The sequence below is a fragment of the Brumicola pallidula DSM 14239 = ACAM 615 genome, from assembly GCF_000428905.1.
Lineage (GTDB): Bacteria > Pseudomonadota > Gammaproteobacteria > Enterobacterales > Alteromonadaceae > Glaciecola > Glaciecola pallidula.
This window is the reverse complement of the sequence record NZ_AUAV01000017.1, coordinates 1-15637: the sequence shown is the minus strand read 5'-3', so window position 1 is coordinate 15637 and position 15637 is coordinate 1. Positions and strand designations below refer to the sequence as shown.

Below are 15637 nucleotides of genomic sequence, written 5' to 3'. Positions count from 1 at the left end.
GCTACCAGGTCAAGTCGTCAGGAATATCGTAGTCAGCATACCAATCATTATCTTCTGTGCTCTCTTTATCGTCTGGTAGTTCTGTTGCTTGATATATCACAGACTCAGGAGCACGCTCCTTGATCTTGTCGGCAACAGGTGTTGGCACCAACTCATACACATCAGATTCACAGCTAACAACCGACAAACGGCCCTGTGTAACAAGTTTATGCATGTTTTTATCAACATACATGCGTTTAACAAGGTTATTGTCAGTAAAGTTCAACACAACATCACCTTTACGACGAGGTTGTGCGTTAACTTTTATTAAGTTGACAACTTGCGCAATAATCTCTTTGCGCAATCTTTCATTACGTTGCTCTTGGCTAAGTAATCGATCTTTCTCCTGCTTGGCTGACAGCGCAGCCGCCGCCGCTTTTTTAGAGTCGCTTTCTATTTCTTGATTATTGCGCTGCTTTGCTTTGACCTGTTTATGCTTTTCCTGCTTAATTTTCTTTGATTTTTTTTTGTCAGCCAAACCTGCTTTAAGCAGCTGTTCTTGTAACGATAATGCCATTATTATTCTCTATTTTTTCGCTTTCTTACGTTTATCGTCGACAACCCATTTACCCTTTTCATACCATGCAGACCAGCCAGTTGCTTTACTTTTATCGTCTTCTGACATCACATACTGCTGTTTGGTTTTGCGACTAAATCGAACAATCGACGGATTTTTATCTGGATCCGCTTTTGGTGCATCAGCTAAATAATAAAACTTAGGTGAAATTCGATCTCTAAAACGCGCTAACTCTGCAACTCGTGGCGCTCGTGTTTCGCGTGATTTAGGGAACGTATGAGCGGCTAAGAAAAGCCCCGCTGCGCCATCTCTTAATACAAAATGCGCTTCTGATTTTTCGCATTCTAATTCTGGTAAAAATACAGGGTCTTCTTTCGGCGGAGCAGCTTCCCCACTGCGTAAAAGTTTACGCGTATTTTTGCATTCTTCGTTGGTACAACCAAAGTATTTGCCAAATCGACCATTTTTAAGTTCCATATTACCGCCGCACTTGTCGCACTCAATAATAGGTCCATCATAGCCTTTTATTTTAAATGTTCCTTGCTCAACAAAAACACCATCACATGTGGGTGCATTACCGCACACATGTAGCTTGCGTTTTTCATCCACCAAGTAACTGTCCATCGCGGTGCCACACTTGTCACAACGACGTTTAGCGCGTAATACCTCAGTTTCTAATTCTTCTTCATCTTCAACCTTAATTACCTCATCCCCAGGCGTTAGATTCATCGTATTGGTGCACTTTTCTTTAGGCGGCAAATTATAGCCTGAACAGCCTAAGAAAACCCCTGTGCTAGCGGTACGCATATTCATTTCACGCGAGCACTTGCTACATTCAATATCCACAGGAACGGGCTGATTCAGCTTCATCCCACCATTTTCCACGGGTTTTTCTGCAATCTCTAGTTGTTCTGAAAACTCAGAATAAAAATCATCTAAAACGCTCTTCCATTTAGTTTCACCATGCGCAATATCATCTAATCGCTGCTCCATCTTGGCGGTGAAATCAAAGCTGATGAGATCGGAGAAGTTTTCAACCAATCTATCGTTGACTATCTCGCCCATTTTTTCGGCGTAAAAGCGCTTACTATCCAATTTAACATAGCCGCGGTCTTGAATAGTAGAGATGATACTTGCGTAAGTTGAAGGACGACCAATACCGCGTTTTTCAAGTTCTCTAACCAATGATGCTTCGTTAAATCTGGCAATCGGTTTTGTAAAGTGTTGTTTAGGATCCAATTCAATTAGCTTGAGCTTGTCACCCTGCTTCACGTTCGGTAGCAGAAGTTCATTCTCACCTTTGCGTTTTATTTGCGGTTGCACCACAGTCCAGCCATCAAATAATAACACTCTGCCCTTTGCGGTTAGTTCATAGCCATTGGCTTCAACTCGAATCGTAGTGGCATCATATTTTGCTGGTGTCATCTGACATGCAACAAATTGTCGCCAAATGAGCTCATAGAGACGCTGAGCATCTCTTTCAACTTCCTTGAGTAAATCTGCCTTGTTGGCAACGTTCGACGGCCTGATGGCTTCATGTGCCTCTTGAGCGCCATCTTTGCTTCCATAAATGAGTGGATCGTTCGGTAAATACTGAACACCAAAATTCTTCTGAATATATTGGCGACAACCTTCCACAGCGTCTTTGCTCAAATTAGTCGAGTCAGTTCTCATGTACGTAATATGCCCAGCCTCGTATAAGCGCTGCGCCATTGTCATGGTTTTCTTTACGCCGTATCCAAGGCGAGTACTCGCTGCTTGCTGCAGTGTTGAGGTAATAAAAGGTGCTGAAGGACGGCTTTGTGTTGGTTTAGACTCGCGGCTAGCAACGGTGTACTCAGCAGACTCTAATGCACTAACTGCGACATCAGCTTGGTTTTTATTGACCGGTTTGAATGCAACGCCCTTGTGCTTTGCAACTAACATGTTCAATGCATCTTTAGATTGCGTAGTTAGGTCCGCTTGAATATCCCAAAACTCTTCTGGTACAAAAATTTTAATTTCTCGTTCGCGTTCAACAACAAGACGCACAGCGACTGACTGCACTCTGCCTGCAGACAAACCACGAGCAACTTTTTTCCACAATAAAGGAGACACCATAAAACCAACAACACGATCTAAAAACCGACGTGCTTGCTGCGCGTTTACCCGGTTAATATTAACCACGCCGGGGTCTGCAAAAGCCTCTTGTATTGCGTTCTTAGTAATTTCGTTAAACACGACTCGTTGAAATGTTTTGCCTTTACTGTCTAGCAGCTCTTGCAGATGCCAAGCGATAGCTTCTCCCTCTCTATCCAAATCCGTTGCCAGATAAATGGTGTCAGCGTCTTTGGCTAATTTCTTTAATTCTGCGACAACTTTTTCTTTACCCTGTAAAATTTGATAATGCGCCATCCAATTTTGTTTTGGATCAACCCCCATGCGGTCAACGAGTTTCTGATACTCGAAATCCTTTAGGTATGCAGCTTTCTTTTTTTCCGTCCACTGGTTTAGTTCTTTCGCTGGTTTTTTAGGCTCAACTCTCCCTAATGCCTTAGTTGGAAGATCTCGCACGTGCCCAACGCTCGATTTAACAATAAAATCTTTACCTAGATATTTATTTATTGTTTTCGCTTTGGCCGGTGACTCTACTATTACCAGTGATTTACCCATTTATGGAAAGAACCTTATGAAATACAGTGATTTATTTATAAAAAGCGTCTAACGCGATTAACAATGTTATTAATTTCCTTTTTAACATATATCTACAAAGTGAATAGAAAACAAGTTGTTCCACATACTTATATTTTAAAAATGACTAAACTCTTTGTTTTTTATGACTTTTTCATATTTATGAATTGGCATGTTAAAAAAATTGCGTATACTTCGTGTGTAATTCGCTCAACTAACACTATCCTTTATCTGCTTGTACTCAGCAAACCTAGCTGGCTTAAGCACACACAAGGCAACTATTGGAGATGTATAAATGAAGCAATTTGAAGCTAACTTTGACGGTCTAGTCGGTCCTACTCACAATTATGCTGGCTTATCTTTCGGCAATGTAGCATCGAAAAGTAACGCTAATGTGGCAAGTAAACCGAAACAAGCGGCATTGCAAGGTCTCCAAAAGATGAAAGCTCTCGCTGATATGGGCATGATACAAGGCGTTCTAGCACCACAAGAAAGACCTGACATATACGCACTTCGCCGACTTGGATTTAGCGGTAGCGATGCCAACGTAATGCAGCAAGCGTATAAGCAGGCACCGCATATTTTTTTAGCCTCTTGCTCAGCCTCTAGCATGTGGACAGCAAACGCAGCAACAGTCTCACCCAGCGGCGATACTGGCGATGCTAAAATACACTTTACGCCGGCCAATTTAACCAACAAGTATCATCGTTCATTGGAGCCTCAAATAACCGGTAATATATTAAAAGCGACGTTTGCAGATCCAGACTATTTCGCGCATCACGAGCATTTGCCAGACAACGAACATTTTGGTGATGAGGGTGCTGCAAATCACACCCGCTTGTGTCAAGAATATGGTGGTAATGGTGTCGAATTGTTTGTATTTGGTCGCTATGCCTTTGATGAGTCAAAACCAGCGCCACAAAAATACCCAGCCCGACAGACCTACGAGGCTTGTGAAGCTGTCGCACGATTGCATGGTTTAAGCGAAAATAATGTTGTATTTGCACAGCAAAACCCGGACGTTATTGACGCCGGTGTTTTTCACAATGACGTTATCGCTGTGGGTAACCAAAACGTCTTATTTTATCATCAACAGGCTTTCTTAAACACGCAAAAAATGCAGACGGAAGTACTGAAGAAATTCGGTTCAGACGATTTTCATTTTATTGAAGTACCCGACAATGAAGTATCTGTTGCCGACGCAGTTAAAACGTATTTATTTAATACCCAAGTTATTCGCCTACCTAATGGAAACATGGCAATCATTGCGCCAAAAGAATGTGAAAATAATGCTGTGGTATCTGCCTATCTAGCAAAACTCGTCACTTTAAAAACGCCCATAAAAGAAGTACATTATTTCGACGTAAAACAGAGTATGCAAAACGGTGGTGGACCCGCTTGTTTGAGGCTCAGAGTAGCCATGACAGAAGTCGAAAAGAACAAAGTAAATCCACATACTTTCATTAATGAAAGTAGCTATAACCGACTATGTGAATGGGTTAACAAGCACTATCGCGATGAGTTACATGTTGCTGATTTAATCGACCCACAACTCTTAATAGAATCGCGTACGGCACTTGACCAACTGACTCAAATTTTACACCTTGGGAGCGTATATCGGTTCCAAAATTAGTATAAAAAAACCGCTAAAGTCAAATTTAGCGGTTTTTTCTATTTAATTTAACTTATTTTAATTTGGATCTGTACACGTTGAACTAAAGCCGAATGGATTCGACGGCGGCTGATTTACCTCACTAGCAATGTCAGTGGCTGCAATTGGCAGAGTCAAAGTCTGGCTATCTCTCGCTTCACTACCCGAGCTTTGTCCAAAAACGGATACCTCTACTCCTACCCACACGGCAAACTGCTTAGGATATCTAAGCTCAAGCGTTGCTTGACCTGCAGCATTGGTGCGAGAAATACTGTCTTTGAAACTAATGGTACCAATGATACCCGGTGTTAATTCTTCATCATTATTGGTATCTTCACCTGCATCCAAACGACCATTGTTGTTAAGATCTTCGTTTGCGCACTCTATTGTCGTGGTCGCAATCCATATTTCATTATCAGTATCCCAAATCCATACACCCTTTCTGTAGGAACCATCGTTAACTAACTTTATTGGCGTTGCTGAAGCTGTTAAAGCAGCATTCTCAACTGGGCGACCAACGGAATCACTCACAAACACGGCAAATTCTTTTAGGTATGTTGAAGGGTCTTGGTCCTCAATTTCATTACCGGTTCCGATCGAGATATCAAATGCTCTATCACCTACGGTTAAATCAACCTGCCCCACGACACTGTCTGCTGTTGCTTGTATGGTTACACCATCTTCTGGACTAACCGCATTTGATGTGTATACAGTAGAAGCAATTCCGTCACTGCCAGTGGTTGCGCTGTTTGGTTCAATGCTGCCACCGTTAGAATCAATTAGAGTGAAATCAACTACTTTACCTTTTACTAGATTGCCACTTGGATCACGGACAACAGCACTAATAGTGCTGGTCTGTCCTTCTGGACCAATCAAGTCAGGTGTAGCATCAACAAATACGCTTTCAACTTGCGTAGCAATAAACTCGATATTTGCTCGCGCTGTAACGTTGTTACCATCTGCATCGGTACCTGACGCTGAAATTGAGGCTGGACCTGCAAACTCGGACCGAATAATGACGGTTGCAGTGCCCGCCGAATTTGTCGTCACTGTTGGTGTTGCTATAATGCCACGAGAAGTTGTTATCGTAACTGAGCCGCCTACAAATGCGGCATTATTTTTGAACCAACGAACTGAAAGGCTTTGATCCGTTTGCAGAGGAACATCTGCATCGGGCAATGACGAAAATGAAAAATCATCTTGCTGCACTGTCATTTGTAACGAACCGGAGGCATTTAATGCTGAAGCACTAATGGTCCCTTGACCTGATGAAGTCGCGGTAAAGTTAACCGTAATTTGACCATTAGCACCGGTAACTGGAGCAACGTTATCTAACTGACCAACATCGGTTGAAAGCGTTAATTGCTGCCCCGATATACCGATACCTGACGAATCGACCAAGTTAAATGTAATTGGCGCCTGGTCATTTATAATCACCGAGGTAGCACCGTTGATGTTAATTTCTGTACCAACAACATCTACTGACAACGAGTCAGTTAATGATGCTGTACTCGCTGTAACGTTAATCACTCTATTACTGCGATTATTCTCAGTCGTTAATGTCGCGGTGGCCTTTCCATCTGGCCCTGTCGAGCCTGAAACGCTCTCTATTGATGAACCCGCGTCCGCAGAAAATGCAACCACTACGCCTTCTAACAAGACGTTTTGTTCATTTTTGACAACCGCAATCAATTCTACCTTGTCATCACCACTGGAAGCCATTTGCACTTGTGTTGCAAACAATTCTAAGGATGCCGGTACTACTTGAACTTCCTGAATACCTGCGGAGCTAAATCCTACAGTGCCTGATGCCCCCGCTTCTATAGTTGCGCTAACAACACCGTCACCACGCAAACTACCGACTTCAAGGCCAATAACAGCGACACCGTCAGCATTAGTTAATGCTGTTGCGGTGTCATTACTAAATGTTGCTAAATTTGCTTGGCTTAGAGAAAAAGTAACCAACACGTCATTAATAATACCACCATTGGTAGCGGTTAATGTTGTCGTGATAGTTAATGGGTTACCTTCACTCAACTCGTTCGCTGCATTGCCCTGATTATCTGCAATACTCACACCTACCGAATAAGTGGCGACCAGATCAGGGTCAGGTGTCGTTATAACACCACCGCCATCTCTAGTTAAAGAATCACCTCCGCCACCACATGCAAAAAGCATAATAGAGGTGGTGCACATTACTAAAAATTTTATTAACGCCTTCATTTAAATACCCTACTGAGTTCTCGCTAGTAAATTAGCCAATTAACAGGTCACCAAAACAAAATATGTTTAGCTTTGACTCAAGAATTGGTAGTCTTTGGGTATACAGACATATAACGAAAATAAAAAGGTCTATAAATGTCCACCGACAACACAAAACTAAGTTTAACCACTCGGATCTTTATCGGCATGTGCGCCGGAATCCTGATAGGTGTTCTCCTGCAAGTTGCAAACTATCTTATAGGAGATCTTGATTTCAATATATTCTCAATGACGTTTTCTACGTATGGATTTTTCGTAGATGGTATATTTCATGCGGGGGGCAAGATTTTTGTCAACGCGTTGAAAATGCTCGTGGTGCCCTTAGTTTTCGTATCATTAATATGTGGAACAAGTAGTTTGAGCGACCCTTCAAAGTTGGGACGCTTGGGTGGAAAGTCAATTGCACTGTATATGTTCACGACATTTGTCGCCGTTATTGTTGCTATGACCTCTGCATTAATTTTCAAACCAGGTGAAGGATTTAACCCCCCCACTGAAACCAGCGAGTTTGTAGCAACAGAGTCACCAGGCTTTGTTCAAGTCATCATTGACATGGTGCCAAGTAATCCAATAAGCGCCATGGCAGAAGGACAAATGATACCGATTATTGTGTTCGCTATTTTATTTGGTATTTCATTGACATACGCTGGAGAAGCAGGCAAGCGCATGGCAGCTTCCTTTAACGACCTCAACGAAGTCATTATGAAGATAGTGACCATTGTAATGAATTTCGCGCCCTATGGGGTTTTCTGTTTGTTGGCAAAATTATCGGCAACAGTAGACTCAGGCGCAATTTTTGCTATTTTTAACTACTTTATAAATGTTCTTTTCATCTTAATATTGCACGCAGTGATTGTTTATCCTTTATTACTAAAAATAACTACAGGCCTAAATCCTGCAAACCTGTTATTTAAAATGAGAGAAGTCGCTATGTTTGCATTTAGTTCTGCAAGCAGCAGCGCGACACTGCCGTTAACAATGGCGACAGCCAGACAAAAACTCGGCGTCAGTCGCTCAGTAGCTTCTTTTACTCTGCCACTGGGTGCGACTATTAACATGGACGGTACGGCTATTATGCAAGGTATAGCTACCGTGTTTATTGCTCAAGTTTATAACGTTGATTTATCAACCGTCGATTTGCTGATGGTTGTAATGACAGCGACCCTAGCATCGGTTGGCACCGCTGGCGTACCCGGTGTTGGATTGATATTACTCGCATTGGTACTGCAACAGGTTAATTTACCTGTGGAGGGTATCGCATTAATTATCGGTATAGACCGTTTACTTGATATGACTCGCACCGTCGTAAACGTAACGGGTGACAGCACTATTGCGACTATCGTTGCGAAGACAGAAGGCGAGTTAGATGAAGATATGTATAACGACAGAACACTTGCACACAAAAAGAGCGTCATAGAATAAGTAGGTATAGTTGACTAAAAGCAAGGCTTTGTCGGATCTCATGAGCCTTGCAGGTCAATGTAACGAATAGTATAAAACGAGACCCTAACTGCTCTGGTTTTATGTAGTCGAACCGACTCTTCATCTACGACCTCACACAACACGCCACCTCATCTGATGTATTTGGCTTATGATTCTGTGTTTAAGCATCACTTTTACTAAAAAAGAAGGGGTACTGGTTTGTTCTATTTTATCCCACAAGCCTCAATGAATACGTTTTTGCACCAGATAGCAGTACTTTTAACGATGCGAGAACGTGCGGTATTTCCTCAAAAATTCTTGAAGTAGTAACTAAAAATTTCATCTAGATTTTCTCCGGAAAGCTCCTCCAACAGCAACTTAAATTCTTTTGTAGAAAGCGTGCGATTATGTATACCCCCATCTCTCATTTTAAATTCGTAGATTTTTTTGAGATATTTTAGCAACCCACCTTTGCATTGAAGCTGACTATGAATTTCAGACAGGATCGCCGGACCAACGTCATGCATGTATTTCGTCGAAGACAGGGAGTACGGGTTTGCAGAGAGGTCAATATATTGATTAAATTGTGGCTCTCGGTTCTCTTTTCCTGCGGGCAGATAGCTGGGTGCCCACATCCCTATCCCTTCGTAAAGCCACATGTCATCGCCTTGCGCCGGCGATATATTTTGCATATACCAACTGTGGCCTAGCTCATGAAAAATTTCCATAGTATAGTCAATCGGCATTAGCATTGCTCCCGCGAAGGCACCTGCAAGGTTGGTAGGCGATTCTGCCCCAAACGTTTTTAAAATAATATAGGAATACGGATACGGGCCGAAAACCTTTTCTATTTCATTGAATTCCCAATCAATTAGCTCCTTATATGCCTGTACCGCAACTTCACTCCAAGTGCCATATATCAGAACGTCAACCTTGTTACTGCCAATGGATGTTTCTTCAAACTTACTTTCAATCACTTTACTTATTTCAACAATATCGATAAAAAAGCTCATGCTGGTAAAGTGAGAGGGATATTGTGCATGGAATGTATTGGGCTTATCGCCCGTTGTCACCGAGCCATTCGTTATCAGCTGATACTTATTTGAAGTTTGACTGTTTATCGTAATATCAAGGGTAAGTTTGAAATGATCGTAGACGTAATTGCTTGGTATGCCAGCTTCACCAAAAGCATGTGCGTTATATTGTATTGGCAAAAAAGAAGACATCTTCAAATCTGGAATAAAACTATATTGAAACTGCACGACGTAAGTTCCCGGTTCAAGCACTTTATCAATATAGTAAAAATTACTTTTCGAAAAAGGCGAAGCGGTCATTTTTTTAATTTCAAAGGGCTCTTTACCACTATTGGAAACCAAAGCGCCTGTTGTGCTAGGATTTAAGAGGAGAAACGGAGAGCCCCTTTCTTGAATAGAAAAAATTGTTTCAGATCGCGCCTGAACCGAGGAAAGATCGTCAGAAACCGACCAAAAAACGTTCTGTTGGCTAATGTCGACCGGCACGAAGGTCGTGTTTTCGTCTTGAAATGAGACAGGAGCATATTGGAAATCTGAATCTGAATTTGCAGCCTGAACCAAGCAAGAAACGCAAAGGCTAAGGATAATTAGTGCAAACAAAGTTAAATTCACACGGGATATGTTTATATTTGTTTGTATGTGGCAACCATCTTTAATGAAGCCTATCGCATTCGAATTCATACTGTCTACCAGAGGTCTTTTGATTTGTCTACGCAAAGTATAACTGAAGAATTACTCGCTTACAGCTTAATAAATGTAGGCCCCTTTTTGGGAGTCCTATAAGTAGTTATGTTGTAAAATCAAAGTCTATTACATCACTCTGACACAGAGGTTACCATCCCACTGTTCTATAAGAGGCAAATAATTGCTGGCTAAAATGGCTCACAGCGAACTGCTCGCTGTTTTTAGTCCTTGTTGACTCTATTGTTAGCTTGAAATTACACGGTTAATTCCATTGTGGTTGAACTACTAAAGCCAAGTAACCATTTTAAATATGGGTAGGATTCTGTTTTAACAGACTTAAATCCCATTCGTTCATATAGTATTTTAGCTTTGGTATTTATATCAATAACGTCCAAACGGACGGTATTAAATTGATGGTCTTTGGCATATTTTGCCACTTCCTTTAGAGGGTAACTCCCTACGCCTTTTCCTCTTGCATCAGAGTGAACGGCTATACCATCCATAATTAATTCTTTAAAAACAGCCTTTCTTTCGTAAAGGGCAAAAATGATCGCAGCCCAATTTCCCTTGATGAATCCTAATTGAGAAAGTAATTCGCGATACGTTATACCGCCTGTTAAAGAACCCTCTGGGGTTTGAAAGCCTGCTATGCCGATTAACTTATCGTCATAAATAGCACCGATCACATAGTCGAGCGTAAAACATTTCCTTAAGAAAATGATTCTTTTTTCTCTCGAGGGTATTGCTACAGCAAATTTTTGTCCAAAAGCTTCGTCGTATAAATCAACAGCGCAGTCTCTATATCTTTCAGGTAACCCTAAGTAGTAATTAATATCATCAGTGTTCATCCGCGTTCCTTTTTAAGTATAACGAGGGTGCAGAAAAATACGATATTTAGATATGTTTCCCCATTCCTCAAAAATTTCATGTAGTTTAACTGTGTTTTATTAGGCCCTTTAATATTAGCAGTGATAAACGAACAGACAACTTACTTTTTAATGCTTAACCAAGCGGCCTCAGCAAAAGAATCGCGATAATCAATGAGTGGGACTTCACGTCTGCTATCATCCTTACCATTAAGTTTGGATTGACCAGGACCTTTGCTACTGGGGCGGTGATGAAACACGTATTGGGCCCACTGCGGCTGCTGGCTAATCCAATCAACATTGGCAAAAAATAAGGCCTTTACATCTGCTTGGGCATGCTCCGCAGTCGCGGTTTGCTGGACACCCAGGAGGCACCATGAATACATCGATAATGAGCAACGCTTAATCAAGTAACCGCTATGTAAAATGAGCTCTTATTCAGCGCGCAAAGCCTTATGAATATAAAACACGAATAAATAATAGGAAAAAAATGAATCTTTATTTTAGATTAATACTTGTGGTTCTAAATGCATTGCGGCGCGACATTATTACCCCGGCGCTACTAAAAAAACAGCATTAGCATCCGCATCATGCCCAACGACCTAGATGTAAACATGCACGTGAATAACGGTCGTTATTTAACCTTATGTGATTTGACTCGAGTAGACTTTTTTGTGCGCTCTGGCATTGCCGGCTTAATGCTCAAACATAAATGGTCGCCGATTATTGCCGAACATACCATGACCTAAATGCGCCCTATTAAAGTGTTTGCAAAAATAGACATTCACATGGAGATCACGGACTTTGATGAAAAATATTTTTACTGCAGTCATCACTTTTATAAAGGCGATAAACTAATGGCCCAGGGCACCCCTAAGGCATTGGTGATTAGCAAAAGCGGATCACTTACGCCGCAATATACGCTTGATGCCGTGGCGCGGTATCAAGCCGACAGGCATCCTCAGGCGATTTCTGATTAGGGGCTGTTGAATAGCCAACACTACTAAGCAGTGCTGGCTTTAGCGATCAATTGCTCATTGAAATATTATGCGTTTAACGACGCCATATCAATAACAAAACGATAGCGAACATCAGAGCGTTCCATTCGCTCATACGCTGTATTGATTTCGTCAATATTGATCATTTCACATTCTGGTAATACGTTGTTTTCACCACAAAACTCAAGCATTTGCTGCGTTTCTTTAATACCACCAATTAATGAGCCCGTAATACGGCGTCGACCCATTAACAATGGCACTGTGTTGACTTCGTCAACAGGACCTATTTGACCAACAATAACAAGCGTACCGTCTATATCAAGCAGAGGTGTGTAAATTGACAAATCATGTTTTACAGGTATCGTATCAATGATTAAATCAAATGCAGACTTCGAATCTTTCATTTCATCATCATTTGTTGACACTACGTAATGTTGCGCGCCTAAGTTAATAGCATCCTCTTTTTTAGACTCACTACGACCAATTACGGTCACGGTTGCTCCCATAGCGACCGCATTTTTAACCGCCATGTGACCAAGTCCACCTAAGCCAAGGACTGCAACACGGCTGCCTTCTTTGACGCCCCATTTGTGTAGCGGAGAATACGTAGTAATACCTGCACATAATAGTGGTGCAACGCGCGAAAGCTCTAGGCTCTGAGGAACGGAGAGCACAAACTCTTCGCGTACAACAACATGTTTTGAATAACCACCTTGAGTCATCTCGCCACTTATTCTATCTTTACCTGCGTAGGTTCCAACCATGCCCTCGCGGCAAAGTTGTTCTTCGTGGTTATCACATTGGTCACAGCTTTTACATGAATCGACCATGCAACCAACAGCGACCGTATCGCCCTGCTTATATTTTGTGACACCGCCACCTACCGACATTACTTTACCTACAATTTCGTGTCCCGGTACTAATGGGTAATTACTGCCACCCCAATCGTTTCGCACGACATGTAGATCTGTATGACAAACACCACAGTATAGAATTTCAATTTCTACATCATTATCTCGTAAACTGCGGCGCTCAAAGGAAAACTCTGTGAGTTCAGATCCTTCGCTTTTTGCTGCATATCCTGTTGTCTTCATAATAACTCCATTTTCTCCTAAAAAACTATATCACCTACAGTATGGTACATGAGTTCTAAATGTAAACTGACAAGCTATAATATTCGCAAAAAGCCCAAATAATGTTTGCGCTTTGACACCTGAATTTAAAATAATTACTTAGCTAGCATCGAGTTAAGCTCATCTATTAAGGAACACGTGGGCCGAATTTGTACCTAAATGGCGGCGTCTATATTGAAATGTTTATTTACGGTATGCTACCCTTTTTAGAAAACGATAGTAGATAACAAATTCAATCCACTCTTCTTTAAAATGCATCCACAAGTATACTTGGGTCGAGAAAAATTTAGCCAAGCCTCAGTTAGCATATGCTGAGGTTAATTCGCTTTACTAAATACAACCATAAACAATGAGGATATAAACATGCTAGTAACCTTTTCCAGTCGGTCATCTGCAGATATAATAATGTTTGGGGATATAGCGGTTCATCTAATTAAACTGATGGGGCACAGAGGTACCATTCCCAGTGCGTTAACCGCAGAAGATGTTCCTGCTGCGTTAGCAGTTCTAGAGGCTGCAATGGAGGAAGCAAAACAAGTAACCGAACCAGAATTGCCGGCAGATGACAATGAGGAAGTGACTCCTGTCAGTCTCCATCACCGTGCTTTGCCTTTAATTAAGATGTTGCAAACAGCAGTTCAGGATAAGTCTTATGTAATGTGGGCTGATAACAGCTAGTTGACATTCGCAATTGTGCTTTGAACCTAGGGTAGCGATGAACTAATAAAGTCTATCGGCAAAGGCTTTTTCTGGAAAGAATAAGACAGATGCCCTCCTTTCAAATTACAGGTTCAGTAATTCAAATACCTTTGGACAACTTTTGCTTTTTAATTGAGTTGGTAATGGACAGCAAGTTTTTCAAGTACTTATCTGAATTACCATGATAAAGGTAATGAAGCGAATCAACATAGTCGCATTTTGCTTCTGTGTCTTGAGAATGTCTTTTGGCAAACCAATCGTGGACTCCCCGATGTAATCTAATTTAATCCTCTCTCCGAACGCGTAATGTTTAACAATACGGCGCATTACTGCCTGCGAATTAGCTGAGCTGCGTGCCATTCCTTCGAATTTCTGAATGATTTTTTTATATGAGATTCAACAAAAGGATATTGATTAAATACGAATTGCGCCACACTTGTATTGATGTCAGCGAGGCATAAGACGCCCTTTAGAATAACCGTGAATTGATGATCCTTATCTTCAAAGAAGCCTCTTTTACCAACCTGTAATTGGGTGATGAGTCGTTCTAAGTCTTCGCTAGAGTAATGCTCCTTAGCGGCATTTGTGTATACCTTATCTGCTTGGTCCCTAAGTAGAGGATACGGGCGATTCAACTTGGTTTTTATACTTTCTTTGGGTATGATTTTTTCAGTGTTAACTTGTTGATTAGACACATTGTATTCCCTATTGAGTCATTTTTATTATGTAATAAAAATTATAAAAGTGACTTCATAGTCATACCTACTTTGCCTTACCCGAAGCCACATTCTGTTTATTTATTTGCGATATAAGGTTAATTGCCAACACGGTATTAAGTCGAAATTTATGTATACACTTAATACCCCAGCATGAAGATACGACAAATCCAAATATGGAGTAAGTGGTCTATTTTAGGTTACCTAGAAGTAGTAGCAGCCTGCAATACTTCACTGAACATGGCTTAGCATATTCTGACTTACTTAGTTGTGAAATCGATACAATGAAGTTATAAAAAAGCAACAGCAAAGTCGTCTTCTTCCGCTTCCTTCCGCTTCAAAATTCTGAGTATTTCGCGCCAGCATGTATCTCAAGTTGAAAAATTGTGTTTGATAAGTTTAAATTTGTGCAGCCAAAGCAGAACAACTTTATAAAGCTTGACTTCTCCTCCAGCTAAAGCAAGGGGATTCTAAGAGCTATTACAGCTCAAAGACTAGGGCAGCGCTATGCTGCGACCTTTTCTTCTGCAAGACGATCTAGTCCGACCGCAAGAATGTTCCGTGCCGCGTTGATATCGCGATCATGAGTGACACCGCACTCACATGTCCATTCTCTTATTCCAAGACCGGCTCTACCCTTTGGGCTGTTGAGGCGTGAGCCGCAACACGAGCATGTTTGGGTGGTGTACGATTCGTTAACTTCTTCGAAAATAATGTTTGCGTGAGCGCATTTATATTCCAACATTACCTTAAGTGCCGACCAACTTGCGTCTAAAACGGATTTTGCCATCTTCGTTTTTACAAGCTTTTTGCTACTGACGTTACCAACGAATATTGCCGCATTTTCATTCACTAAATTGCGGCTGTATTTATGCAGAGTGTCTTTTCTGCGATTTTTAATCTTTGCGTGAATAGCTTTTACACGCGCTTTATTATTAGCGCGTTG

The 15637-nt window shown here is 41.4% G+C and carries 14 protein-coding genes; 5 read left to right on the top strand and 9 right to left on the bottom strand.

Annotated elements, in window-relative coordinates:
• Nucleotide 1: 1 nt before the first annotated feature.
• A complete protein-coding gene (locus G399_RS0107830; RefSeq protein WP_006011465.1) occupies nt 2-556 on the bottom strand; it encodes a DUF2058 domain-containing protein in 555 nt (184 codons plus the stop codon).
• Between the two features lie 9 nt (nt 557-565).
• Complete coding sequence (gene topA, locus G399_RS0107825) at nt 566-3208, bottom strand: type I DNA topoisomerase (protein WP_006011464.1); 2643 nt, start codon at nt 3206-3208, stop codon at nt 566-568.
• A gap of 313 nt (nt 3209-3521) precedes the next feature.
• On the opposite strand from topA, the gene astB reads away from it, so the two are divergent.
• Nucleotides 3522-4859, top strand: coding sequence for an N-succinylarginine dihydrolase (astB, locus tag G399_RS0107815; protein ID WP_006011462.1), 1338 nt, complete (start codon nt 3522-3524; stop codon nt 4857-4859).
• Nucleotides 4860-4916: 57 nt separating this feature from the next.
• On the opposite strand, the gene G399_RS0107810 is transcribed toward astB, so the two are convergent.
• The gene (locus G399_RS0107810) at nt 4917-7100 is read right to left on the bottom strand and encodes an Ig-like domain-containing protein (protein ID WP_026843567.1); all 2184 of its coding nucleotides are present in this window, start codon (nt 7098-7100) and stop codon (nt 4917-4919) included.
• A 135-nt stretch (nt 7101-7235) separates the two neighbouring features.
• On the opposite strand from G399_RS0107810, the gene G399_RS20390 reads away from it, so the two are divergent.
• Nucleotides 7236-8561, top strand: a complete 1326-nt coding sequence (locus G399_RS20390) for a dicarboxylate/amino acid:cation symporter (protein ID WP_051288516.1) — start codon at nt 7236-7238, stop codon at nt 8559-8561.
• 308 nt (nt 8562-8869) lie between these two features.
• On the opposite strand, the gene G399_RS0107800 is transcribed toward G399_RS20390, so the two are convergent.
• From G399_RS0107800 to G399_RS0107790, 3 genes are all read right to left on the bottom strand, one after another.
• Complete coding sequence (locus tag G399_RS0107800) at nt 8870-10276, bottom strand: gluzincin family metallopeptidase (RefSeq protein ID WP_006011455.1); 1407 nt, start codon at nt 10274-10276, stop codon at nt 8870-8872.
• Nucleotides 10277-10533: 257 nt separating this feature from the next.
• On the bottom strand, nt 10534-11127 hold the full coding sequence (locus tag G399_RS0107795; RefSeq protein WP_006011452.1) for a GNAT family N-acetyltransferase: 594 nt from the start codon (nt 11125-11127) through the stop codon (nt 10534-10536).
• Between the two features lie 140 nt (nt 11128-11267).
• The gene (locus tag G399_RS0107790; protein ID WP_006011449.1) at nt 11268-11531 is read right to left on the bottom strand and encodes a hypothetical protein; all 264 of its coding nucleotides are present in this window, start codon (nt 11529-11531) and stop codon (nt 11268-11270) included.
• A gap of 204 nt (nt 11532-11735) precedes the next feature.
• Here G399_RS0107790 and G399_RS21585 point away from each other — a divergent pair, with 204 nt between their 5' ends.
• Together G399_RS21585 and G399_RS21240 are read left to right on the top strand one after the other, a co-directional pair.
• Nucleotides 11736-11894 (top strand): acyl-CoA thioesterase, encoded by a 159-nt coding sequence (locus tag G399_RS21585; protein WP_006011446.1) that lies wholly within the window; start codon nt 11736-11738, stop codon nt 11892-11894.
• Nucleotides 11895-12125, top strand: coding sequence for a hotdog family protein (locus G399_RS21240; protein WP_051288514.1), 231 nt, complete (start codon nt 11895-11897; stop codon nt 12123-12125). It abuts the gene before it with no gap.
• 65 nt (nt 12126-12190) lie between these two features.
• On the opposite strand, the gene G399_RS0107780 is transcribed toward G399_RS21240, so the two are convergent.
• Nucleotides 12191-13237, bottom strand: coding sequence for an NAD(P)-dependent alcohol dehydrogenase (locus G399_RS0107780; protein ID WP_006011443.1), 1047 nt, complete (start codon nt 13235-13237; stop codon nt 12191-12193).
• Between the two features lie 402 nt (nt 13238-13639).
• Between G399_RS0107780 and G399_RS0107775 the strand changes: the two genes are divergently transcribed.
• The gene (locus tag G399_RS0107775) at nt 13640-13954 is read left to right on the top strand and encodes a DUF1840 domain-containing protein (RefSeq protein ID WP_026843566.1); all 315 of its coding nucleotides are present in this window, start codon (nt 13640-13642) and stop codon (nt 13952-13954) included.
• A gap of 347 nt (nt 13955-14301) precedes the next feature.
• Here the strand turns inward: G399_RS0107775 and G399_RS0107765 are convergent, their stop codons facing one another.
• Nucleotides 14302-14670, bottom strand: coding sequence for a hypothetical protein (locus G399_RS0107765; RefSeq protein WP_006011439.1), 369 nt, complete (start codon nt 14668-14670; stop codon nt 14302-14304).
• Nucleotides 14671-15196: 526 nt separating this feature from the next.
• Nucleotides 15197-15637: RNA-guided endonuclease InsQ/TnpB family protein (locus tag G399_RS0107760; protein WP_026843565.1), on the bottom strand; the 441-nt coding region annotated here is incomplete at its 5' end.

Excerpts from the sequence above, each read along its gene's own strand:
- G399_RS0107830 (WP_006011465.1), bottom strand. The coding sequence starts at position 556 with ATGGCATTATCGTTACAAGAACAGCTGCTTAAAGCAGGTTTGGCTGAC.
- topA (WP_006011464.1), bottom strand. The coding sequence starts at position 3,208 with ATGGGTAAATCACTGGTAATAGTAGAGTCACCGGCCAAAGCGAAAACA.
- astB (WP_006011462.1), top strand. The coding sequence starts at position 3,522 with ATGAAGCAATTTGAAGCTAACTTTGACGGTCTAGTCGGTCCTACTCAC.
- G399_RS0107810 (WP_026843567.1), bottom strand. The coding sequence starts at position 7,100 with ATGAAGGCGTTAATAAAATTTTTAGTAATGTGCACCACCTCTATTATG.
- G399_RS20390 (WP_051288516.1), top strand. The coding sequence starts at position 7,236 with ATGTCCACCGACAACACAAAACTAAGTTTAACCACTCGGATCTTTATC.
- G399_RS0107800 (WP_006011455.1), bottom strand. The coding sequence starts at position 10,276 with ATGAATTCGAATGCGATAGGCTTCATTAAAGATGGTTGCCACATACAA.
- G399_RS0107795 (WP_006011452.1), bottom strand. The coding sequence starts at position 11,127 with ATGAACACTGATGATATTAATTACTACTTAGGGTTACCTGAAAGATAT.
- G399_RS0107790 (WP_006011449.1), bottom strand. The coding sequence starts at position 11,531 with ATGTATTCATGGTGCCTCCTGGGTGTCCAGCAAACCGCGACTGCGGAG.
- G399_RS21585 (WP_006011446.1), top strand. The coding sequence starts at position 11,736 with ATGCCCAACGACCTAGATGTAAACATGCACGTGAATAACGGTCGTTAT.
- G399_RS21240 (WP_051288514.1), top strand. The coding sequence starts at position 11,895 with ATGCGCCCTATTAAAGTGTTTGCAAAAATAGACATTCACATGGAGATC.
- G399_RS0107780 (WP_006011443.1), bottom strand. The coding sequence starts at position 13,237 with ATGAAGACAACAGGATATGCAGCAAAAAGCGAAGGATCTGAACTCACA.
- G399_RS0107775 (WP_026843566.1), top strand. The coding sequence starts at position 13,640 with ATGCTAGTAACCTTTTCCAGTCGGTCATCTGCAGATATAATAATGTTT.